Here is a 23449-nt window from a genome sequence, read left to right as displayed (position 1 = left end):
TTCGGCACTTTTTTGGCGATGCCTGCGGCGGGCTACGCCTACGCTATTATCCCTCAGATCATTGTTTAAAGCCTGAAACGACGAATTTTCGTTAATGCACAAGATATTCGTTTGTACAGTGCGTAAGCCCTAGCTTCAACTCATGCTCCGTCAATAAGTTTTGTAAACCAGACCAAAATTTATCTAGTTCTACAGCCATCTTGTGTGCATCTTCTATTGTTTGTTCCAATAAATCCGGCGAAGAAACTAACACTTCACCTGTTAGATCTAACGCTTCTTGAGCATGACGTTGTTCTATACCTTGATCCAAGCAGTCAGCAAAGTATGGTTCTTCTGTGATTGAAGGGAAGCAATTTGACAAGCTGTTCATTAACGCTCGCATCCAATCGTCTGCAAACATCTCAATCACACACCAAGGACCAAGCGATTGTGGGTATAAATTCTGAACTGAATAGACAAAACCAGCTGTCACAGGATCGAGGATTGTCTGCAATTTGTTCAAACTGCCAAACTTCTCATCCTCAACAATGTCAGCCCCAATGTGAGCAAAGGCATTTTTTAGTTGGTAGTGATGTATTTCTCCACTGTCATCATCCTTGATAATACTGCATTTGCGAACGCGCCAGTCAGGGCGATCAAGATGTGGTAGGTGATAGACCATCACACGAGTAGCATGACAAGCTGCCTGATACCTAATATATAACTCCCCAAGAAGATCTGAAGAGGGAAGTTTACTATGGGTAAATGAAGCTAATTGATGAAAGAACGGATGCTTCGATGGTAAATGAGCTTCATAAAGCTTGCTCATTATACTAGAAAACGTATCTTTAACAGATTGAACTTTCATGTAGGTTCTGATTTTTACACTTCCGCGTTCCATGCCATGCCCACTGTACCATAACTTCTATTAAATAAAGTTTCATACTCATTAAATGAGTTTATAGGCTCATTTCTTATTAGAACCGTTATTATAGGGTTGTGATCTTACCCTTCGATGTTCTCAGATTGAGTAGCAAGATAGGTTTCTATGGTTGAGTTTGAGCATGACTTCCTGGTTAATTCTGCTAAAAATAAAAACCTGACTCAAGAGCAGCAGGAGGTGTTCCTGCTGAAGTTTATAGACAACCTGTCTAATAAGGAGATTGCAGAGCGCCTGAAAATATCTGAGGCAGCCTGCCTTAAACGCATGGGAGAAGTGTATAAAAAGTTCGCGATTCAAGGTGGGAGGGGAAAAGGAAAAGATGAGCTTCTCAGAAGTGTTTTACGTGAGCAGTTTAAGCAACTTCAAGAGGAATCTGCTCAATTTCAACTTTTGACTCCTGCTACTCCAGACAAACTTGTCCAGGCAGTAGAAATTTCCGAAGAGCAAAGCCATACTGTAATGGAATCAGATCTCCAAAAACTTGCAAAAAAAATGCGAGATTGGTTTAAAGCATTAAATTACGAATTTGAGCAATATGAAGTTTTGGAAAAAAAATATTTTGAGTGGATTATCAAGATTCCAGTATGGTTGAAATATGAGCGGGTGCTAGTGCGGGGAACTGTTGGTGAGGCAAATCTTGGAGATTTGATGGCATTGCGTCAGTCTGTTGGTCAACACAAAACTCATGCAGGCTTATTAATTGCCGAGTGTCGAATTAGTCCAGCCTGCCTCAAGGAAGCGAAAAAGCATGAAAACCCGCTCCTTTATTGCTACACGTTAGATGAGTTGCTCGACGAGTCTGCTGACTTCAGTGGCTACCTCAACTGGTTAGAAGGTGAGATTCAAAACCGAGGTATTAACCGGGTATATGTACCCCTGGTATGTATGAAGGAAGAGTTTGATCCGGTTACTAAGCAGAACATAGGTATAAGTCATTATGCCGAAGCAGAAGGCGGGATTGATGGGTATGTGGATCGTTGGCTTGATGATCCGTCGAAGGAACACCTGTCGATTTTGGGGGAATTTGGTACAGGCAAAACCTGGTTTGCTTTGCACTACGCCTGGGTTGCTTTGAAGCGATATCAACAAGCCAAAGAACGGGGCACTCAACGCCCACGCCTGCCATTAGTAATTCAGTTACGAGACTATGCTAAAGCTGTTAGTGTAGAGTCACTATTTTCGGAATTCTTTTTCCGTAAGCACGAAATTCCGTTACCTGGGTATTCTGCCTTTGAGCAACTTAACCGCATGGGCAAATTGCTGCTGATCTTCGATGGCTTTGATGAAATGGCAGCTAGAATTAATCGTCAAGAGATGATCAATAACTTCTGGGAACTGGCAAAGGTAGTGGTGCCAGGGGCAAAGGTTATCCTTACCTGTCGTAAAGAGCATTTTCCAGAGGCTAAGGAAGGGTGGGCATTACTAAATGCCGAGTTGAAAGCATCTACTGCCAGCTTGACGGGAGAAACACCGCAGTTTGAGGTGTTAGAACTGGAGAAGTTAACCAAGACCCAAATGAAGAAACTGCTACTATTGCAGGGGGGAGAACCAGAGGTTGTCGAGCAAGTCATAGATAGTGATAATGCGGAACTATTAGATTTAGCAAGCCGCCCGGTAATGATGAAGTTGATTGTGGAAGCACTTCCAGACATCAAAGCAGGCAAGCCTGTGGACATAGCACGGGTATATTTGTACGCAGTTCAGCGCAAGATGGAACGGGATATTAAGGCAGAACGCACATTTACGTCACTAGCAGATAAGGTTTACTTCCTGTGTGAATTGGCTTGGGAAATGTATTCTACCCGTCAGATGAGTCTAAATTATCGGCTATTTCCTGATCACATCCGTCGTTTGTTTGGTGCTTTTGTGCAGGAGGAGAAAGACTTAGATCACTGGCATTACGATATGATGGGGCAGACCATGCTGATTCGGAACACGGATGGAGATTATACCTTTGCTCATAGATCGCTCCTAGAATTTTTTGTTGCCTATAAGTTTGCAGCCGAATTAGGTACGTTAGCTCCTGATTTTACGCAATTAGCTCAAAAAAAAGTGCATTTAAGTACAAGTTCTCAGTCACAAAACTATACTTGGTCATCTTATTTTCAACATGAGCGCGATCAAGGAGGGAACATAGTTTCTACTGCTCCTCTTCTGTCGTTTTCTTACGAATCGCTGGAGAACCTTAGCAAAACATTCGGTCTCTACAAAGTAGAGAAAATAGAAGCACTCCTTACTAATTTTCTGGTGCCGATGCTTGAACCAGTAGAAGCTAGTATAAATCATTTACTGGATGTTCTTGAGGCAACGAAAGGAAGATCAGAAAAGGAGGTTGGATCTGTTGGCAGCAACGTTATAACGCTTCTGGCAAAACTTGATTTAACCGCTCTTGAAGGACGAGATCTCACCCGCGCTGTAATTTTGGAAGGCGATTTTGCGGACTCTACCGATTCCAGGTTACGTCACGTCAATCTTACAGATGCTATTCTGACTGGTTCTACTTTTGCTTGGAGATTTGGTAACGTTTTATCTGTAGCATATACTCCAGATAACAGTATCTTGGCTATAGGTGATGCTGACGGTCGAATTCATTTATGTCAGCTTGCAAACACTGAGCAAATTATGACCTGCAACGGAAAACATAATGGTTGGGTGCGCTCAGTCACTTTTAGTCCTGATGGAAAATTAATCGCCAGTGGTAGTGAAGACCATACGATAAAACTTTGGGACGTTAGCACTAGACAGTGTCTCAAAACGCTAGAACAACACACTGATTGGGTATGGTCAGTAGCTTTCAGTCGGGATGGAGCAACTTTGGTTAGTGGCGGCGGCGATTGTATGGTGAGATTGTGGGATGTCAACAATGGGCACTGCCTTAAATCGTGGAAAAATGATAGCCAGGTGCTATCAGTTGCCTTCAGTCCTGATGGTCAGATCATCGCCACTGGCGATGAGAAGGATACTGTAAAATTGTGGAATGTTAGCACCGGTAAACCAGGCGTACCTTTGCAGGGACATACAGGGCGAGTCAGGTCAGTAGCTTTCAGTCCAAATGGTCAACTGATAGCCAGTGGCGGTGATGACCATACTATAAAATTGTGGAATGTTAGCACTGGAGGATGTCTGGAAACCCTAACAGAGCATACCGATCATGTGTGGTCAGTTTCTTTTAGCCCAGATGGGCGCATCTTAGCAAGTAGTGGTGAGGATCAAGTTATCCGTTTATGGCAGGTCGATACCTATCAATGTATTAAAACTTTTGGTGGAGTTTCTAGTATATCTGAAGATTCTGCGCAAGTGAGAACAGTTGCCTTCAGTCCTGATGGAGCGGCTCTAGCTAGTGGCAGTAACCGTACTGTAAATTTGTGGGATGTCAAGGCTGGGAAATCTTTTAAAACGCTCAGGGGATATAGTGACTCAGTTCAATCAGTTGCATTCAGCCCAGATACTCAGACCTTAGCTAGTGCTGGCGATGACGAGAGCGTCAGACTGTGGAATATCAACACTGGTCAAAATTTCAAGATTCTAAGGGGGCACACTAGTCGAGTATGGTCAGTTACTTTTAGTCCCGATGGTGAAGCTTTAGCTACTAGTAGTAGCGATCACACTGTTAAGCTGTGGAATATTAGCACTGGTCAGTGTCTAAAAACTCTCATAGGGCATACTAGCTGGGTACAGTCAGTTGTTTTCAGTCCGGATGGTCAGCTCATCGCCAGTGCTGGTGACGATTCTGTAAAATTATGGGATATTAGCACTGGCCATTGTCTCAAAACTCTTACAGATAGTAATCCCCAATCCCAATGGGTATGGACGGTGGCTTTTAGCCCAGATGGTCAGACACTAGCCAGCGCTGGTGAAGATCAAACTGTAAGTTTATGGAATGTTCGTACTGGAAAATGCCGAAAAATCCTAAAAGGACACACCAGTCGACTATGGTCAGTTGCTTTTAGTCCAGATGGTCAGACACTAGCCAGTGCTGGCGATGACAAGATAGTACGACTCTGGGATACCAAGACGGGCAAACCCTTAAAAGTTTTGGAGGGACACACTAGCTCAGTTAGATCAGTAGCCTTCAGTTTTGCTAATCAATTTATTGCTAGCGGAAGTGACGATCAAACAGTAAAACTGTGGCGTATAGATACTGGAGAGTGCCAAAAAACACTAGAGGGACATGGCGATCGCGTGAGATCAGTTACTTTTAGTCCCGACGATAAAACTCTGACTAGTGGTGGTGAAGATTCAAAAATCAAGCTTTGGGATATTACATCTGGAGAGTGTACGAAAACCCTTGCAGTACCTAGTCTCTACGAAGGTTTAGTCATTACTCGTGTCCGGGGTTTAACGAGCAATCAAAAAGACACGCTGAAATTACTGGGAGCAATAGAAGAGTGTTGAACAGGGGAGAAATTTGCCACCCCGCACTCCCCACTCCTCATCATTTCCCATTTTGCAGATGATGACTGTAGTGAACCCTAGTTCCTGCCCAGTGTAATTTCTCCCGCAAGGTTTTATAGTAAGAATTGTTTTCTCGCATAATGATAAACTTAGCCCAACAATTTGCTGTTCGTACATCAACACGGTGTCCAGGCCAAATTGAAGTTGCTAATACACCATCCATCCACAATTTAGTACTCAAATCGTAATCACCCAAAGGCCAGATGCTAACCACGCAACCTGGAGGTAATACAATGGGGCGACTAGAAAGACTCATTGGACAAATAGGAGTGACGGTTATAGCTTCCATACCATCGTGCAAGATTGGACCATTGGCAGAAACGGTGTAACCTGTGGAGCCTGTTGGCGTAGAAACGATCAATCCATCTCCCACATACTGATCGATCACTTCACCATCTATTTCCATCTCTAAAATAGAAGTGATCATACGATCAGCAGAAGCAGGTTTGACACACATTTCATTCAAGGCGAGATAACGCTCACTCACCGGATCTAAATTTGTGCTATTACCTTCAAAGACTGAGGCTTTTAACATCATTCGCCTTTGAACAGCATAGCGATCCTCAGTCAACCTATCCCAAACTCGCTCTGTATCCTGAAATTCCTCTACCGATTCAGTTAAAAAGCCCAGATGACCACCCACATTTACGCCTAAAATGGGTATGCCAGCTGGGGCTAAATGTCTTGCACTGGTTAAAACAGTGCCATCACCACCAAGCACCAGAGCCAGATCAATTGGTTGACTCGCTGAAGCCAAAAACACCGGATACGGGTTATCTTTTGGTCCACTCGGTCCGATCAAAACCTGGCAATGGCGATTTTCGAGTTGCTTAGCACAAATTTCTGCCCAGCGTTTCGCTTGAGAATCTCGTGCTTTATAAGCAATGATTACATGCTTCAGTTCCACGGAACTACCATTTGAGGAGGTTAAACTGCTCCATATCGACAGTATCACGGTTGCGATAAATAGCCAGCACGATCGCCAAACCGACTGCTGCTTCAGCTGCCGCTACGGTGATAATAAATATGGTGAAAACTTGACCCTTAATCAGTGTTGGGTCTAGAAAATTAGAAAACGCCATCAAATTTAAATTAATGGCGTTAAGCAGCAATTCAATTGACATCAACACCCGCACTGCGTTACGGCTGGTGATCAAACCATAGATACCAATGCAAAATAAGGCTGCTGCTAATAAAAGAAAATACTGGAGTGACATAGTTGTTGGTTACTAGTTGTTGGTTATTTGTTAACAGTTAACTGTTAGCTGTTAACTGTTAACAAAATTACTGAATATTACGGCTAGCATCGCCTACTGATACTAGTTCTTTGGGGCGTTCTGCTAAGGTCAAAACTGGTTGTTTGTCTGGAGATAATACCTGATCTGGTAAATACTCGCGACGCGCCAAAATTATCGCCCCTACCATTGCCATGAGTAGCAAAACGGAAGCTAGTTCAAAAGGCAGTAGAAAGTCGCTGAAGAAATGTTCACCAATCAAAACTATTGGATTGTTTGTAGGGATAGCATTTGACTGTGACCAAGGTGTTGTTAAAACCATCGTGCTTAATAGCGCAAACAATCCCAAACTGACAAGAGCCGTTAATGCTTTACGTATCCAAGCAGTTGGAAAAGGCACAAAATTTTGGCGTTTGTTCACCAACATAATGGCAAACAAAATCAGCACGTTAACCGCACCAACATAAATTAGCAATTGTGCTGCTGCTACAAAATCAGCATTTAGCAGAAGGTACAACCCAGAAATGCTGGCGAACACACCTCCTAGCAAAAAAGCAGAATAAACGATGTTGTCTAATAGCACCACACCCAGTGCTGCACCAATCATCATCACAGCCAATATGCCAAATGAAACTACCTGTACTCCATCCGCTAAATTCACTTGTCTATTGTCCTTTATTAATTGTTAATTGTTAGTTTTCCTTCTAACTCACTAACGTTTACTTTTCTTGCTGTACAAGATCTTCTGGTCGCGCGCCAGGGCGAGGTGCATCAGCGGGTACACCATGGGGTTCCATAACCCCTTTGGGTAGGTAAACTAGCTCGCGCAATGGCGTAACCATTGGGTCATCTGTTACCTTGTATGGTAGACGTCCTAGTGCCACGCTATCATAATTCAGCTCATGGCGATCATAGGTCGAAAGCTCGTATTCTTCTGTCATTGATAAACAGTTGGTTGGACAATACTCCACACAGTTACCACAGAAGATACAAACTCCAAAGTCAATACTGTAGTGATTAAGCTTTTTCTTTTTACTAGCTTTGTCAAATTCCCAATCTACTACTGGTAGGTTAATTGGGCAAACTCGGACACAGACTTCACAAGCGATACACTTATCAAACTCAAAGTGAATTCTACCCCGAAACCGTTCACCAGGGATAAGTTTCTCGTAAGGATATTGCACAGTAATAGGACGGCGCTGCATATGGTCGAAGGTGACAGACAGCCCTTGACCAATATAACGACCAGCTTGTATTGTTTCTTTGGCGTAATCACCAATTTGCTTGAGGAACTTTAGCATTGTGTCTCTCTCTCTTGAATATTGGATTTTGGATTTTAGACTTCAGAATTAATCCAAAATCTAAAATCTAAAATACCTTTAACCTCCAAAGGCAAAAGGAAAGGCTAGTTTCAGCGCTGCGGTCAATAGTAAGTTTACCAAACCAACTGGCAGCAAAAACTTCCATCCTAAATCTAACAATTGGTCGATGCGAACGCGGGGTACTGTCCAACGTAATAGAATTGCTAGAAATACGAGGAAATAGGCTTTGAGGATGGTCATCGTGATTCCTAACGAGGCGTCGACGATCTGCAACACCGGATTAGCTTCACTAACACCCAACCAGCCAGCTATTAGGCTAATAGGAATAGGAAAATCCCAACCACCTAAGTATAGAACTGATACCAACAAGGCAGAAAGTACCAAGTTGACGTAAGAACCAAGGTAGAACAGACCAAATTTCATGCCAGCGTACTCAGTCTGATAACCAGCCACTAGTTCTTCTTCTGCTTCTGGTAAGTCAAATGGTAATCGTTCACATTCAGCAAGCGCTGCTATCCAAAAGATGATGAAACCAACTGGTTGTCGCCAAACGTTCCAACCCAAAATTCCATAGCCAGATTGCTGATTGACAATGTCAACGGTGCTGAGGCTGTTAGACATCATCGCGATCGCCAATACTGCTAGCGCTAACGGAATTTCGTAACTAATTGACTGCGCAGCAGCCCGCAAACCACCCAACAAAGAATATTTGTTATTGGATGCGTAGCCTGCCATCAACAAGCCTATAGGTTGAACGCTCGACAAAGAAATCCACAGGAATACTCCCATACCAACATCTGTAATCACCAGATTCTGTCCAAACGGCACAATCAAAAAGGACAGAAACACTGGAATTACAACAATGATTGGACCTAGGGTAAACAGCAAGGAATCGGATTTGGCTGGTACCACATCTTCTTTAAAAACAAGCTTGAGACCATCCGCTACAGGAGCAAGCAACCCAGCAGGACCAATGTATTCGGGACCAATCCTCTGCTGTGCTGCTGCTGAAATTTTCCTTTCTAACCAAGTGCAAACTAACACCCCTACAGTGGCACCAATAATCATTAATATCATTGGTACTGGCATCCAAATTGCTTTGGCTGTGCCAGATGGTAGCCCTAAATCCATCAGGGATTTAATAAAAGTTCCTTGCAGATCAATTCCTTGATTCATGTTTTCGCTTTCAAAGGCATTAATACAAGAGAATTCAGGAGTTAGCAGCCAGGAGTCAGAATAGGGTCATGAATTATCTCTTACTGCTAGATGAATGAAGGGTTTAAATTCCTACCGTCCTCACGGGGTCTTAAACCTCGCCCTTGGATTTACACCAATAGCGAAATTAATTCTGATTCCTGACTCCTGACTTCTGACTCCTTGTTTAGTATATCGTTTAGGATTACTTGAAATTCATTAATAAAATTCTTAGAAAGTGACGGAGGGAGGGGAGTTTCGACTGAACCATAGTTAAAAACTATTTTGCCAATTTTTAATTTTGATTGTTCTCTCCTCCCTCCTGTTCTAACGCTGCTCAATCGGTTTATACGGAAGGTTGTGGTGACCGTTATAAACCTGAGTAGGACGGAAAATCCGGTTTTCTGCTAGTTGTTCTTTCCAATGTGCTAGCCAACCGGCAACACGGGCGATCGCAAATACTGGTGTAAACAAGTCTGTGGGAATTCCCAACTTTCTATACACCAAACCAGAATAAAAGTCAACATTAGGATAAATCCCTTTGCCACCTAATTTTTCCTCTACGACCCGTTCAATTTCTTGAGCGATGTCATAGTATTTGTCGTGCCCAAATTTTGCAAATAGCTGTTCCGCTAAGTTTTGTAGGATCGTAGCGCGTGGATCTTTCACTTTGTACACACGATGCCCAAAGCCCATAATTTTTGCTTTACGTTGGAGACAATCCTCAATGTAAGGAACCACATTTTTTACTGAGCCGATTTCTTCCAACATCTGAATAACTTCTTCATTGGCTCCACCATGTAACGGTCCTCCCAAAGTTCCTACTGCGCTTGCAACCACTGCATAAGGGTCAGTAAGAGTAGAAGCCGTTACCCTAGCGCTAAAGGTAGAAGCATTCATTGTGTGTTCTGCATGAAGTATCAAGCATACATCAAAAATTCGCGCCGCCAGCGGGTCTGGTTGTTTCTCATTGAGCATGTAGAGAAAGTTTCCAGAGTAATCTAGCTCGTCATGAGGGGGTACTGGGTCGTTACCTTTACGCATCAACTGAAATGCCGCTACCATTGTAGGTATGTTTGCTAATAAGCGAACCACAGCATCTCGAATGTAAATCGGGTTATGCAAGTCCCGGCGGGAATAAAATAAGCCCAAAGCAGCAGCAGAGGCTTGCAAAGCATCCATTGGGTGACCGCTTTCTGGAAAGCATTTCATCATGTCACGGATGCGATATTTAATCCGTCTGTGTTCACGAACTTCTTGCTCAAAGGACGTTAACTGGTCGGCTGTAGGCAATGCACCCCAAATTAGAAGATAAGCAGTTTCCAGAAATGTGCTGTTTTCTGCTAGTTCTTCAATCCGAATGCCACGATATTCTAATATTCCCTTATGCCCATCGACATCGCTAATACTGGATTGGGCTGCGGGAATGTCCTCCAAACCAGGTCTGAACTCGCACACTATCATGGCAACACCATCTGTTTGTAGAAAGATTTGTTGAAGCTAAATTACCAGAAATTGTTGTGGCGCATAACAGTATCCGTTCTCTCGAGAATTCATAAAGAAATATTGACAAACTGTTAGAGCAAATACTTGGGTGAGGTCAACCAGAACATTTGACTACGCCCCAAGGGAGATACTTTTTCTGGTAGTTTTATCCCAATCATACCTGCTTTTTTCAAAACTATGCCTGCGTGGGCTTGACCCCACACCAGCATCTGAGCCCAACTACTAAGATTTGGTTCATGTCCAACTAAAGCTAGTTGAGTTTCGGGTGAATACTTTCTTGGTTCTAGCCACTGTGCGATCCAACTGTGAATATCACCATCAGGAGCAAGGTGGAGGCATTCCTCTAAATGAGAACTTAGTCCAGTCTCTATGAGAATTTCCGCTGTTTGATAAGCACGCACTAAAGGACTACTAGCAATCAAATCAAAAGACAAATTTAACTTTTTTAGTTCCTTAGCAACTTTCTCTGTCTTTTGTCGTCCTTCTTTAGTAAGAGCCCTCTCCTCATCTTTAATTCCAGGCGCGCTCTCCTCAGCAATCCCATGACGAATTAAATAAAGCTCCATATTGCCCCATGCCCCCTACTCTTGATGTATCGGATTATCTTTAGGATTCACCAGCCGTAGTAGCTTCTGCTTGATTTGAGTATCGAAAACTTCCCATTTCATCTTCGCATAAGCAGAGTTTTCGTTACTACCAGATAAGAAACCCATAGGAATTTCAAATCCACCTGCGCTTGTTCTTCCACCACCGAAAAACCGCCCACTGCTATCTTGCCCAAAAGCTTCTTTAATAAACTCATCAGGGTCAAGAGTAAGTTTGCTTGTTCTTAGGGAACCAACGACGACTTCTAGTTCGTCATCTTCATCGTGAACAATGCCGTAAACCACCGCCGTGTGAACGTTTTCTTCTGTCACTAGAAAATCTGCCGCTTGGGGGATGGCATCTCGGTCATCGTAGCGCAAGTATCCAACACCAGCAATGGAAAAGTTATTTTGTACGGTACGGTTTTTGAGCGATCGCTCAATCACATCCATCACCCGCTTAGAACGAGTCGCTTGTAGCACAGCATTCAACAGTTGAGTGTCATAAAATCTACTCAGATACGCCGCCGCCATAAAATCTTCTTCTTGGGCTTGCATCAGCCTGTTTGTGTCTGATCGCAAACCGTGCATTAAGGCAGTTGCACATTTTACGTGTTGATTAATGCTACCATCTAAACTCAGTAAACCTGACTGCAAATATTGTGTAAAAATTGTTGCTGTTGCTCGTACAGAAGGACGTATGTCAAGAAACTCTGACTTTAAATCTCCTTGTATATTGTGATGATCAACGACCACGAGTAGTGGAACTCCTGCTTGTTGTACTATAGGTACTAGTCCAGAGGTTGTGCCTTGATTATCAATCAATACAAAACCTTGATAAGAGGATAAATCCTTACTCTTAAGAGTTTGTAGTGTCCATCGCTGAGCAGGTAAACTAGTGAGTTTTACTAATGCAATATTTTCTTGGTGACTCAAAGTCCCGGCATATACGATGTCGCATTTTATATCGTATTGTTGAGCAATTAACTGGTAAGCCCAAGCAGAAGACAAAGCATCAGGGTCAGGAAAATCTTGCAATATAACCAACTGTCGGTCATGTTTATGCGAGATAAGTGTATGACGCAGTTCTTCTGACTTCTGATTTACCCATGAATTATGACGCTGAGCAACAGAACTAGTCTCACCTGTTAACCCTACAACAGATTGCTTGGATGAAACATCAACAAGCTCATGGTCTACTTCAGCATTATCTAGATTTGGGACTGTTGTTAAAGCTAAGTTTTCAAACTGACTCACAAAATAATTCAATAGGTTAAGGCTCTCCGTGATCAAGGAAACGGAGATGATTATGTGACTTTATGGTTTTAATATCCCTATTATTTATTAAGGTTCTGGGGCTGTACTATGCGGGCTTAACAGTCGCTCTATGAGGTAATACCTTAAGAGCAGAATGCTCTCCATTTTTGCCACTAGGGCAATGCACTAGTTTTCCCACCTTACAATACTTTGGGCTTGGACTTACTCGTAGTTCCCGAGTAGGTCTTTACTTCTTCATACTGATTAATATACTATAACACGGCATCCTGACGGACGCAACAAAGATTCTGGGCATGGGGCATGGGGCATGGGGCATGGGGTATTAAGGACTGAGTCTCTACTCGCTCCCCCTGCTCCCTGCTCCCTCGAAAAATAATTGTTTGTGCTAGCGTCACTTTATGCTATAGTGACTTGGTCGGTTAAGAAATCGCATGAAAATCTAGGAGCTTATGAGATGCCAGAGCGTCGATAAGCTTCGGAGTTCACTTGCTTCTTCACTTAGTTAAATAAAATTACCTAATAATAAGGAATTTTGTTTCTCCTAAGTAGATCACAAAGAGCTAAAGACCGATAACATATTTTTGCCATTCTTGGTGCATTCCAGTTTTGAGATGTTTAGTAACCTCAAAATACAAGCTGCTGTAAGGTCTTCGGGGTGAATGACGTAACAGCATATGGGCTTCATGAGGTGTGCGGCTACCTTTGTGAACATTGCAGCGGACGCAAGCTGTAACAATGTTCTCCCAAGTATCTCCGCCACCTCGCGATCGCGGTATTACGTGGTCCAATGTCAGATCATCCCCTGTGTAGCCGCAATATTGACAAGTGTGTCCATCACGGTGCAATATATTTCGGCGAGTCAGAGGAATTTCTTTATAAGGAACACGCACATAATGGCGAAGCCGAATCACAGTTGGCAGAGGGAAGTCGGAGTAGAGTTGCTTGTTATTAAATTCTACCCGTTCAGCTTTACCCTTAATCAACAACACCACGGCTCGCCGCCAGCTCGTGATATTGAGCGGTTCGTAAGAGGCGTTTAGAACTAAAACCTTCACCATTGATCAACGCTCGAAGGTATTAATTTTACATATATTAACACGAATCGACGTGAATTCAAATATTACGATAAATTATACTTCCGCTAAAAGTCAACAAAAAGCAGGCTATTAACTGTTTAATAACTCTCGTCGATTTATGAGTAAATCTACTCTCTCTCAGTAGTGTGCGGCGCTTCATCACCGGATCAATAGCAATACCACTGAGACTGGCAGTACCCAGATGTGTCAGTTTGAATGTTGTATATGATCAATCTGCAATCTGCCCATAATATAGTCTTGATAGTTGAGACAATATTCGAAAGCGATTGCCTGCTCGTTCTCTAACCTTTTGCCGTATGGTTTCAGACAGAAAACTCATGGAGAGAAAGGAAGTCTTACGCCCCGCCTCACTGCTTCCGCTAAACTTTCTGATTTTCTTAGTTGCCCGATTTGATAAATAGACATTAAAGTTAATAGTTCATAGCGTTCTGCTACTGTCAAGCCAGTATTTTTTCCCTTAGCTTGCAGTTCTCCTAAACGTTGGTTTTGTACTGCATCCATTTTTAAATTAGCTAATTCGAGGACTTCGTTATCAGAAATATGGCCAATTTCTGAATTAATGCCCATTTCTGAGAGATTATCGAAGGTAGGCAATACTATTTCTAGAGTATCAACCAGGACGTCTGATAATTCCCGTGCTGTAGCTTCTCCAAGACGCTGGGCAGATGCAACTAAACTTTCAGGTAAGTTAATAGTTATCTGAATATTCATACAAAATAAAATATATTGTTAACATTATATCTTGTCCGCTAAGCGGTAGCCTAACGCCACAACATATAAAGCACGAGAAAACTAGCAAAATACCCTTTGCTCTGTTCAAGCTTGTGGCAAAATTTATAAAAGTCTTTCCGAACTTAATTTTCCCAGCATGAACGCAACACCGACAAACCTCCCTAGTCTTTACGAACCCTTTTCCACAGAAGCCAAGTGGCAAAAGTTTTGGGAAGAAAACCAAATCTACAAAGCTGATCCTAAAGGTGGTGGTGAACCCTACTGTATTGTAATTCCGCCGCCTAACGTTACAGGTAGTCTGCACATGGGACACGCTTTCGAGAGTGCGTTGATTGATGTTCTCGTGCGCTACCACAGGATGAAAGGACGCAATACGCTTTGGCTACCTGGAACTGACCATGCTAGCATTGCCGTTCATACAATGTTAGAAAAGCAACTCAAGTCTGAGGGTAAAACGCGCTACGAATTAGGACGTGAGAAGTTTTTGGAACGTGCTAGACAGTGGAAAGCGGAATCAGGAGGGAGTATTGTTAATCAGCTGCGACGCTTGGGTGTTTCTGTAGATTGGTCTAGAGAACGATTTACCCTAGATGAGGGTTTATCTAAAGCGGTTTTAGAAGCCTTTGTTCACCTTTACGAAGAAGGGTTAATTTATCGGGGTGAGTACTTGGTGAACTGGTGTCCAGCAACTCAGTCTGCTGTGTCTGATGTAGAGGTAGAAAATAAGGTAGTCAAGGGTAATCTTTGGCACTTCCGTTATCCACTTTCGGATCATTCTGGTTACGTAGAAGTCGCCACAACACGACCAGAAACAATGCTTGGTGATACTGCGGTAGCGGTAAATCCTAACGATGAACGCTATAAGCACTTAATTGGCAAAACTTTGACTTTGCCAATTATGAATAGAGAGATCCCGATTATTGCTGATGAGTTGGTTGATCCTACTTTTGGAACAGGTTGTGTCAAGGTAACACCTGCGCACGACAATAATGATTTTGAAATGGGTCAGCGTCACAATTTGCCGTTTATTAATATTATGAATAAAACCGGCACTCTTAATGAAAATGCTGGGCCATTTCAAGGACAAGACCGTTTTGTAGCGCGCAAGAATGTGGTTGCTCGCTTGGAAGCAGATGGTGTTCTTGTAAAAGTGGAAGATTATGAGCATAGCGTACCTTATAGCGATCGCGGTAAAGTCCCCGTAGAACCCCTACTCTCTACACAGTGGTTCGTTAAAATTCGTCCTTTAGCACAAAAGACACTCTTATTCCTCGAAGAGAAAAACTCTCCAGAGTTTGTCCCTCAACGCTGGACAAAAGTCTATCGTGATTGGTTACTGAAAATTAAAGATTGGTGTATCTCCCGTCAATTGTGGTGGGGTCACCAAATTCCTGCTTGGTACGTAAAGAGCGAAACTAATGGGAAAATAGCCGATAACACACCATTTGTTGTAGCAAAGTCAGAAGAAGAAGCCCTCGAAAAAGCAAAATCACAATTTGGAGAAAATGTCAAGATAGAAAGGGATCCAGATGTACTCGATACTTGGTTCTCCTCTGGACTTTGGCCATTTTCAACTTTAGGATGGCCAGAAAAAACTCAGGATTTAGAAACCTACTATCCAACTACTACATTGGTAACTGGTTTCGACATCATCTTTTTCTGGGTCGCTAGAATGACTATGATGGCTAGCCATTTTACCAATCAAATACCTTTTGAAACAGTTTATATCCACGGGCTGGTACTTGATGAAAATGGTAAGAAGCAGTCTAAGAGTGCTGGTAATGGGATTGATCCACTGGTTTTAATTGATAAGTATGGTACTGATGCTTTGCGCTACACCTTAGTTAAGGAAGTAGCAGGAGCAGGTCAAGATATCCGCCTAGAATACAATCGTAAGACAGACGAATCGTCATCTGTAGAAGCTTCTCGCAATTTTGCTAACAAGTTGTGGAATGCAGCCAGATTCGTGATGATGAATTTGGGAGATTCTTCCCAAGAGTATAACCCTGATATTCAATCCCTTGAGTTAAGCGATCGCTGGATTCTCTCTCGCTACCATAAAGTTGTCAAACAAACCCATAATTATATAGATAATTATGGATTAGGGGAAGCAGCAAAGGGATTATACGAATTCATTTGGGGTGACTTCTGCGATTGGTATATTGAACTGGTGAAATCTCGTCTGCAACAAAACGCTGATCCTGAATCTCAGAGAGTTGCACAACAAACCCTTGCCTATATATTAGAAGGTATTCTAAAACTACTTCATCCCTTCATGCCTCACATTACTGAGGAAATTTGGCATACTCTGACTCAGCAACCAGCAGATTCTAAACAAAGTTTATCTTTACAACCCTATCCAACTAGTGAAACAGACCTAATTGACCAAGAGTTAGAAGAACAATTTGATTTGCTGATCGAAACAATTCGAGCAATTCGCAATCTCCGACAAGAAGCAGATGTTAAGCCTGGAGCTAAAGTAACGGTGAATTTACAAACCGAAAACGAGAGAGAAAGGCAAATTATTAGCACTGGAGAGTCTTATATTAAAGATTTGGCAAAGGTTGAGACTTTAACCATAGTCAAAGATGTGCCAGAAGTCGATCCAGAAAAAGCTATTGCAGGTGTTGTCGGTACGATACAAGTGTTAATTCCTCTTGCGGGAGTGGTAGATATTAAGACATTTAGTGCTAAACTCACTAAACGTTTGAGCAAAATAGAAGCAGAAATTAATTCCCTCAATGCTAGGTTAAGCAAACCTAATTTTGTAGAACAAGCTCCACCAGAGGTTGTACAGGGAGCACGTGATACTCTAGCAGAGGCTATTAAACAAGCAGAAATCTTGCGCGATCGCCTACGTAAGTTAACATAATAGGTAATTCAAAATTAAGAATTAAAAAAAGAATTCAGGAGTCAGGAGTCAGGAGTCAGAATGAGCATGCGAAGAAAAGAGCGACTAAGTAGATGAATAAAGGGGTTTAAATTCCTAACTTCCACAGCGTGGATTCACCTTCATCAGAGTAAAATTTTTATATCATTTATTCTGACTCCTGTATTCTGGCTTCTGACTCCTTTTTTAATTTTTAATTAGAGTAAAACAACTGTCATGCTATATCTAGCCCAAGTACATAAAAACGAATTTTTAGACCAACCTCAGTTGCAGTTGTTGGCGCGTCAAGAAGCTGAAAATGTGTGGGCAATAATCCCAGAAGAAGCCTTCATTCTACTGGGCAAAAGCAACTCTTTGACTGAAAAGTTGCTAGTCTTGGTGGAGCTTTCACCCACTGGCGATATCGAAAAAATACAAGAAGCAACCAACTGGGTAGTGGATCTCGTCAAAACCTACTTATCTACTGGTATTACTCCGGAATTCTTACAACAAGAAGCAGAACGAGCAGAACAGTGGAGACAAAACTTAACCTTACAAAATCAAGACTTAGCACGTCGATCCTTAGAACTAGAAGCACGCCGAGAACAAATTCAAGCTTTAGAAGAAAGTCTTCAACGGGAGAAAAATAATCTGCAAAAAGATGAAAGTGCTGAGAGGTGCTAAACAGTGAACAGTAAACAGTTATCAGTGATCAAGGCAGATGGTGGAGTGTTTACCGTTCCGATAAACACATTATTCTTGACTGATAACTGATCACTGATAACTGATCACTGTTAAAACTGCTATTCCTAGCCAAAGTAAAAAGCAATATTTAGTTAGTTTTAAAGCTTGGTGAATTGAAGTTGAGGTGATTGGGTGCTTGGGTTCACCTAAGAGGGGTTTGTGTTTGGCTACCCCGTTATACCAATTTGTACCTCCCATTTGTACGCCTAAAATAGCAGCGTAAACGCACTCACTCCAGCCAGAGTTGGGGCTAGGATCATTAATTGCATCTTTTCGGCAAATTTCCCAAACATGCTTTGGTTGACCTGACAAAAGTGCTAAAGTTAGCACTGTTAAACGACAGGGAACCCAAGTCAAGCAATCATCGAGACGCGCACTTAGCCATCCTAAATAAGTATAAGGCGCTTCTTTGTAACCTACCATCGAATCAAGAGTACTACTGGCTTTGTATGCTAAAGCTAGAGGAGCTGGACCAATAACTGGGATAAATACACCAATAATTGCATAAAAAAGTGGGGCCATGACGCCATCAGTGGCATTTTCTGTTACAGTTTCTAGGACAGCTCGTAAAATTTCTGATTCTGGGAGATTTTCTGTGTCTCGACCAACATAATTTTTTAACACAGAACGAGCATTTACTAGCTGTCCTGCAGTTAAAGGCTCTAAGACTGTTTCGGCTGCTACCCGTAAGCTTTTTAAAGCAAAACAACTCGCTAAAAGAATAATTTCTAAAAATATTCCCAAGAGTGGATGCAGTAATTTAGCACCCTGAATTAGTAACCAGCTAAAAAGACCACTACCAAATATTAGGATTATTGAGAGTGCAATTCCAGCTATTCGTTGTGTTAGAGAATTATGACAATATAGTAAAGCAAATTTAGTAAAGCGAGAAATCACCCATCCCATAACTTGGACTGGATGAAGCCAACCTAAAGGATCGCCTATAAAGTAATCTAAACTAGCCGCAACTATTAGAATAAAAGATGATGTCATATAATAAATGACAAAGAACTAAACTATAAAACTAGCTTCTTCTCCAAGAGAAGCTTGCCAACTACGGGCATCATAATAAAGGTCTGCTAAAGTAATAGTGTGCAAAGCTTCTTTGAGCTTTTGGTCTAGCCTCTGCCAAAGGGTGAATGTTACCCAATCTTCAGCTTGTGCAGGCGTTGCTTGATGATGAGGTAAGGGTTTAATCGTTTCACCCACTGCATCTAAAATTTCTGCCAAAGATATTTTCATAGGATCTCGCGCTAATTGGTATCCGCCAATGCTACCGCGAATTGATTTTACTAATCCAGCACGACGCATTTCTATGAGTAGCTTTTCTAGATAAGGCGCTGGGATATCCTGGCGGGAGGCGATCGCTCTAGTAGATACAGGACCATATCCAGGCTGTAAGCTTAAATCTAGCAATGCTTTAACACTATAGTGTCCTCTGGTTGTTAATTTCATTTTTCCCTTTATTAATAAGTATGAGGATTTCCTGTTGTGTGTTTCCCGTTCCCTTCAGTTTTGTTTATCATTTTACAAATCTATTCTCAAATTCAGCTGGCTTGCATCCTTTTTAAGTATGCTTTAGAAAATTGATCATCAATTTCTACCAAATATACTGAGATTAAAAAAGTCACCAGATAGCACAGCCTAGGGTAAATCGATATACTATACCCTTCAGGAAGACCGTTTGGTCTACAAAATAGCTCACTAGCCTAGGATACGATTCCTTTTATTTTTGAATCAGTGACTTTGTAAGAGCGGTAGTAGTCCTTTGGAGATAGAATATCCAAAACTCTTGACTTTTCTGTTTTTACTTTTTTGAATAAAGAATAGTTTAGCCCTCTTGACAACCGCCATAAATAAATATATTGCGTTAGGGTGCTCTAAGCCTGAGGGGGGAAATATGAAGTACCCTTTAAGGAAAAATCGAGAGGTTGAAACAAGGATACTTGAGTTGAATTTTTCTGGAAGCATATATTTTGTGACTTTTCCTTGGGTTACCCTTACTTGATTGTTCATGCTTATCTTTAGTCATAGACACACTATAGTCATGACCAATCCCAGTTCTATAGAAGAAATAAATCGTAGTAGAAATATTGCTAGAACCACAAAAAATATGGTTTTGGTGTAATATAATTGGCATTAGTCGAAATAAAAACTAAAGGATTTTGATCCTATTAGCTCAACCTCAGCTAAAATAAAATCGATTCAACCACTTCTATCATTCGTTTTCGATCTAAGTTGATGGCTAAACAGAAAAAAATTGAACCCCTAGTCGGTGAAGAACTGCTCAAAAAAGTAAAAGAGCTAGAGAACCTAAGCAAAGAAGAAAAAGCTAAACAGTGCGGCTACTATACTGTGACCAAGAATGGTATAGAGCGCGTTAACATGATGAAATTCTTAAACGCGCTAATTGATGCGGAGGGTATTCAGCTAGATAGTGCTCCTAGTGCAAATGGTCGTGGCGGACGCAGTGCTAGTTATAGAATTAGTGTGCAGTCAAACGGCAACTTGCTAATAGGGTCAGCATATACAAAACAGATGAATCTCAAGCCAGGAGATGAGTTTGTAATCACTTTAGGCAAAAAGCATATTCGTCTGAGACAGGTTGATTCAGAGGAAAGAGAAGAACTTGAACTTCTCGAAGCTACAGCCTAAATTAACTAATAGCAAATAAGTCGCGCTGACCCTCCTTCTTATGATGGAGATAGTGCGCGCGATGCTTTACAACTGGCTTACGCTAGATGCTACAACTCTAGGAACCAGAGCAACGCTCTGGCTCAAGATAAATAATTACAATTGCTATACCTCTGGTATAAGCAGTTGTTTTGAGTGTGTAGAGGCGCATTGAATACGCCGTTGGATTTCCCCTGACTTTAAACATGGGGAGGTTTTCTCCAGCGCGAAGAGGGAATAGTTTAAACCAAGCGAATTCATTCGTGAAAGCAAAAAAATGGACGCCTGATAGAATCCCCTGATCTTATTCATGGGGTTTCTCTGCGTCTGGTGTATCTCCTTAAAAGTAAGGAGTCAAGAATTATGGACTTTAACGACTCATAGATACATCTGTTTTTAGAGAGATTGGCAAATAACGACGAATAGCCTTGCGTGTGACTACTACATCGCAAGTCAAAGCTATTTGCTCTCGTTCTAGAAGACCTAAAATATGATCATTGTTGTCTCGTGCTACCACTGGTAACTGATGCAAACCTTTAGTTGCCATGCGGTCTAAAGCATCAGATAAAGGTTCATCTCTATAGGTATAGAGAATCTCAGTCGTACAGATATCCATCAATATCTGATTACATAAATTTCGCTGTACTTCAATTGGTAAATTGGGGTAATCTTGCCAAAGGGAAAGAGCACGGTTGATATCTTCTAGAGAAATAATACCAACTAATTGTCCACCCTCTTGAATCACTAAGGCACTATGACAGCGATCGCTCGTCATTTCCAAAGCAGCATCCAAAACTTTCATAGTTGCTGATAGCTTCTTTGGACGAGAGTTCATAGCATCTTCTACCAGAATTTGCTCCAAAATATCCGCTTGCTCATCTTTCAACACAGAAAGACCGATTTGCTGGAGATTAGAGTTAGAGTTAGAAGTAGGCTTAAAAAACTCCATAAGCCAAAAACTTAAACCCACGGCTGCCATCAACGGTAAAACAATACGATAATCCCGCGTCAATTCAAACAGCAACAAAATTGCTGTTAACGGTGCTCTAGCACTTGCTGCTAAAACTGCTGCCATTCCTACCATCGCATAAGCAGGCGGAGCAGCCATATAATCACTCATAGCTGGGGCGAGATGTGCCAAAATTTGAGCATAAGCACTCCCTAAAGAAGCACCCAGAAACATTGCTGGTGCAAATAAACCCCCAACAAAACCACTACCAGAACTAACCGCTGTCATCACCAGCTTTACCACTAGCAACACTATTAATAGATATAGAGAAAATTCCACATCTTGCAGCATTGCTTCCACTGTTTCATACCCGATACCCAAAATTTGCGGAAACTTTAAGGCTACTGCACCAACAATCGCACCACCAATAATCGGATGAATTGGGTTAGGTATACGTCCTAACCATCGCAAATAGGGTACTTCTCCATTAAAGCAAGCTTTTGATAGGCTGATCAGCTTGGTGTAAGCAAGAGAAACCAAACTTGCCCATAAACCTAAGCCCAAATACAATGGCAACTCTAAAGGGCTGCGCACTTGATATACAGGTAAGGCGAAAGCAGGCTGGGAGCCTAAACCTATTTGAGCAATTAACGCTGCCACCACGGCAGCTAACAGCACCACACTTACAGCAGAGGTAGCAAAGGATGTTGCTCCCAGTACAACCTCTAAGGCAAAAAACACGCCTGCGATTGGTGCATTAAATCCCGCCGCTAACCCAGCAGCAGCTCCAGCACCCAAAAGCAAACGCTGTCGCTCTTGAGATACTTGTAGTACTTGAGAGAGCAACAGACCAAAACTTGCACCAATTTCTACACTTGGTCCTTCGGGACCTAAAGAAGCACCACTTCCTAAAGACACTGATGCTGCTAACATCTTAGAAACTGGTCTTATTTGTCGTTGGATCTCTCCTTGTTTAGAAGCCGCGATCAACGATGAAAGTCCAGGACCAAAGTCTCGAGAACGCCAGCGCATTAATCCGATAATTAATCCCCCAAGGGTAGGTACACAAGCTAGAGTCCAAGCACCCCAGATCCCAATAGCGCCCATTAGGTTTTCCAACATCAAATGGTGAATCAGATCAATGAGATAATGAAAAGTAACTACACCCATACCGCTACCACCACCAATGAGAATGGCTAAAAACAGCACAACAGTCTCAGGTGATGGTTGAATACGGTTAATTAGGTGAGTTAGACGAGCCGAAGGAGAAACTGCTTGTCCTTGAGTCAGCTCATTTGTTGTCGATAGGACAGTCGTGCGGGTTGGTTCTCCCATGTGTAAACGTCCAGAGAGCATCTTGCCGTAGGGTAGCAACTGCCACATAGCAAAGGCAATTGATACAATTACCTTTCTCAATTCCGTGAGAGGCACAAAATTCATTGGTAGAAGTAAATGTAATAAAAAATTTAAATTTTTATGTCTTATATTTCATTTTGAGCGATCATTTAGCAACCAGACAACAGAATGCGCTCTGTTAAATGTTATTCCTCTATAGTAATGTCGTTGATTTACAAAGCTTTGATAAAAAAATCCCCAGCGAGCAAAAATTATGTAGAGACAGTGCTTAAATGGTAGAGAATCGATAGTTGATGGTTATGGCTAATCACTATAACCATAGGTTATTCTTCAAGAATAGCCAATATCTAGTTATACACATAATTCATAGTTCATGTTATACCGTTTCTCTGTGAAGATACACACTCTTGATAGCCTCTCGCCTGTGGGCGTTCCCCCGAAATCAATCGGGTTATAGGAGCTTCAGATAGAGTGCGATCTTATAAAGAATTGGTATTAAACCCTATAGGGTAATCTACGTGTGTGTTGAGTGG

The 23449-nt window shown here is 42.0% G+C and carries 18 protein-coding genes; 4 read left to right on the top strand and 14 right to left on the bottom strand.

The genetic code is table 11. The features are described from left to right. Positions 1–91: 91 nt before the first annotated feature. Positions 92–847 (bottom strand): hypothetical protein, encoded by a 756-nt coding sequence (locus G4P69_RS10535; protein ID WP_208340431.1) that lies wholly within the window; start codon positions 845–847, stop codon positions 92–94. A gap of 180 nt (positions 848–1027) precedes the next feature. Between G4P69_RS10535 and G4P69_RS10530 the strand changes: the two genes are divergently transcribed. Next, positions 1028–5317, top strand: a complete 4290-nt coding sequence (locus G4P69_RS10530) for a WD40 domain-containing protein (RefSeq protein WP_208340430.1) — start codon at positions 1028–1030, stop codon at positions 5315–5317. 40 nt (positions 5318–5357) lie between these two features. Here G4P69_RS10530 and G4P69_RS10525 read toward each other — a convergent pair whose 3' ends face one another. The 10 genes from G4P69_RS10525 to G4P69_RS10480 form a co-directional block, all read right to left on the bottom strand. After that, entirely contained in the window at positions 5358–6284 is a 927-nt protein-coding gene (locus G4P69_RS10525; protein ID WP_208340429.1) for an NAD(+) kinase, read from the bottom strand. A 4-nt stretch (positions 6285–6288) separates the two neighbouring features. Then, the gene (nuoK, locus tag G4P69_RS10520) at positions 6289–6594 is read right to left on the bottom strand and encodes an NADH-quinone oxidoreductase subunit NuoK (RefSeq protein ID WP_208340428.1); all 306 of its coding nucleotides are present in this window, start codon (positions 6592–6594) and stop codon (positions 6289–6291) included. Positions 6595–6661: 67 nt separating this feature from the next. Further along, complete coding sequence (locus G4P69_RS10515; RefSeq protein ID WP_208340427.1) at positions 6662–7273, bottom strand: NADH-quinone oxidoreductase subunit J; 612 nt, start codon at positions 7271–7273, stop codon at positions 6662–6664. A 58-nt stretch (positions 7274–7331) separates the two neighbouring features. After that, positions 7332–7913, bottom strand: a complete 582-nt coding sequence (gene ndhI, locus G4P69_RS10510; protein ID WP_208340426.1) for an NAD(P)H-quinone oxidoreductase subunit I — start codon at positions 7911–7913, stop codon at positions 7332–7334. Positions 7914–7991: 78 nt separating this feature from the next. Beyond that, positions 7992–9110 (bottom strand): NADH-quinone oxidoreductase subunit NuoH, encoded by a 1119-nt coding sequence (gene nuoH, locus G4P69_RS10505; protein WP_208340425.1) that lies wholly within the window; start codon positions 9108–9110, stop codon positions 7992–7994. A gap of 345 nt (positions 9111–9455) precedes the next feature. Continuing rightward, complete coding sequence (locus G4P69_RS10500; protein ID WP_208340424.1) at positions 9456–10592, bottom strand: citrate synthase; 1137 nt, start codon at positions 10590–10592, stop codon at positions 9456–9458. A 113-nt stretch (positions 10593–10705) separates the two neighbouring features. After that, positions 10706–11200, bottom strand: coding sequence for a phosphohistidine phosphatase SixA (gene sixA / locus G4P69_RS10495; protein WP_208340423.1), 495 nt, complete (start codon positions 11198–11200; stop codon positions 10706–10708). A gap of 15 nt (positions 11201–11215) precedes the next feature. Then, positions 11216–12475 (bottom strand): DHH family phosphoesterase, encoded by a 1260-nt coding sequence (locus G4P69_RS10490; RefSeq protein ID WP_310833786.1) that lies wholly within the window; start codon positions 12473–12475, stop codon positions 11216–11218. A 581-nt stretch (positions 12476–13056) separates the two neighbouring features. Beyond that, positions 13057–13554: an HNH endonuclease gene (locus tag G4P69_RS10485; protein WP_208340421.1), complete on the bottom strand. Its 498-nt coding sequence runs from the start codon at positions 13552–13554 to the stop codon at positions 13057–13059. 354 nt (positions 13555–13908) lie between these two features. Next, positions 13909–14304: a hypothetical protein gene (locus G4P69_RS10480; RefSeq protein ID WP_208340420.1), complete on the bottom strand. Its 396-nt coding sequence runs from the start codon at positions 14302–14304 to the stop codon at positions 13909–13911. A gap of 157 nt (positions 14305–14461) precedes the next feature. On the opposite strand from G4P69_RS10480, the gene G4P69_RS10475 reads away from it, so the two are divergent. Both G4P69_RS10475 and G4P69_RS10470 read left to right on the top strand, forming a co-directional pair. Continuing rightward, positions 14462–17197, top strand: coding sequence for a valine--tRNA ligase (locus G4P69_RS10475; protein WP_208340419.1), 2736 nt, complete (start codon positions 14462–14464; stop codon positions 17195–17197). A 234-nt stretch (positions 17198–17431) separates the two neighbouring features. Further along, positions 17432–17878, top strand: a complete 447-nt coding sequence (locus G4P69_RS10470) for a hypothetical protein (RefSeq protein ID WP_208340418.1) — start codon at positions 17432–17434, stop codon at positions 17876–17878. Between the two features lie 90 nt (positions 17879–17968). On the opposite strand, the gene cbiB is transcribed toward G4P69_RS10470, so the two are convergent. Continuing rightward, a complete protein-coding gene (gene cbiB / locus G4P69_RS10465) occupies positions 17969–18931 on the bottom strand; it encodes an adenosylcobinamide-phosphate synthase CbiB (protein WP_208340417.1) in 963 nt (320 codons plus the stop codon). An 18-nt stretch (positions 18932–18949) separates the two neighbouring features. Then, complete coding sequence (locus G4P69_RS10460) at positions 18950–19393, bottom strand: Rrf2 family transcriptional regulator (protein WP_208340416.1); 444 nt, start codon at positions 19391–19393, stop codon at positions 18950–18952. Positions 19394–20179: 786 nt separating this feature from the next. Between G4P69_RS10460 and G4P69_RS10455 the strand changes: the two genes are divergently transcribed. Further along, entirely contained in the window at positions 20180–20593 is a 414-nt protein-coding gene (locus tag G4P69_RS10455) for an AbrB family transcriptional regulator (RefSeq protein ID WP_208340415.1), read from the top strand. A 388-nt stretch (positions 20594–20981) separates the two neighbouring features. On the opposite strand, the gene G4P69_RS10450 is transcribed toward G4P69_RS10455, so the two are convergent. Continuing rightward, a complete protein-coding gene (locus G4P69_RS10450; protein ID WP_208340452.1) occupies positions 20982–22895 on the bottom strand; it encodes a chloride channel protein in 1914 nt (637 codons plus the stop codon). Positions 22896–23449: the final 554 nt, after the last annotated feature.

The sequence above is a fragment of the Aetokthonos hydrillicola CCALA 1050 genome (assembly GCF_017591665.1).
GTDB lineage: Bacteria > Cyanobacteriota > Cyanobacteriia > Cyanobacteriales > Nostocaceae > Aetokthonos > Aetokthonos hydrillicola.
Note: the sequence above shows the minus strand (reverse complement) of the source record. Positions and strands in the feature narration are given on the sequence as shown.

Bases quoted from the DNA above. Each gene is read 5' to 3' on its own strand.
- G4P69_RS10535 (WP_208340431.1), bottom strand. From the start codon at position 847: ATGAAAGTTCAATCTGTTAAAGATACGTTTTCTAGTATAATGAGCAAG.
- G4P69_RS10530 (WP_208340430.1), top strand. From the start codon at position 1,028: ATGGTTGAGTTTGAGCATGACTTCCTGGTTAATTCTGCTAAAAATAAA.
- nuoK (WP_208340428.1), bottom strand. From the start codon at position 6,594: ATGTCACTCCAGTATTTTCTTTTATTAGCAGCAGCCTTATTTTGCATT.
- ndhI (WP_208340426.1), bottom strand. From the start codon at position 7,913: ATGCTAAAGTTCCTCAAGCAAATTGGTGATTACGCCAAAGAAACAATA.
- nuoH (WP_208340425.1), bottom strand. From the start codon at position 9,110: ATGAATCAAGGAATTGATCTGCAAGGAACTTTTATTAAATCCCTGATG.
- G4P69_RS10500 (WP_208340424.1), bottom strand. From the start codon at position 10,592: ATGATAGTGTGCGAGTTCAGACCTGGTTTGGAGGACATTCCCGCAGCC.
- sixA (WP_208340423.1), bottom strand. From the start codon at position 11,200: ATGGAGCTTTATTTAATTCGTCATGGGATTGCTGAGGAGAGCGCGCCT.
- G4P69_RS10485 (WP_208340421.1), bottom strand. From the start codon at position 13,554: ATGGTGAAGGTTTTAGTTCTAAACGCCTCTTACGAACCGCTCAATATC.
- G4P69_RS10480 (WP_208340420.1), bottom strand. From the start codon at position 14,304: ATGAATATTCAGATAACTATTAACTTACCTGAAAGTTTAGTTGCATCT.
- G4P69_RS10475 (WP_208340419.1), top strand. From the start codon at position 14,462: ATGAACGCAACACCGACAAACCTCCCTAGTCTTTACGAACCCTTTTCC.
- G4P69_RS10470 (WP_208340418.1), top strand. From the start codon at position 17,432: ATGCTATATCTAGCCCAAGTACATAAAAACGAATTTTTAGACCAACCT.
- cbiB (WP_208340417.1), bottom strand. From the start codon at position 18,931: ATGACATCATCTTTTATTCTAATAGTTGCGGCTAGTTTAGATTACTTT.
- G4P69_RS10460 (WP_208340416.1), bottom strand. From the start codon at position 19,393: ATGAAATTAACAACCAGAGGACACTATAGTGTTAAAGCATTGCTAGAT.
- G4P69_RS10455 (WP_208340415.1), top strand. From the start codon at position 20,180: ATGGCTAAACAGAAAAAAATTGAACCCCTAGTCGGTGAAGAACTGCTC.
- G4P69_RS10450 (WP_208340452.1), bottom strand. From the start codon at position 22,895: ATGGGAGAACCAACCCGCACGACTGTCCTATCGACAACAAATGAGCTG.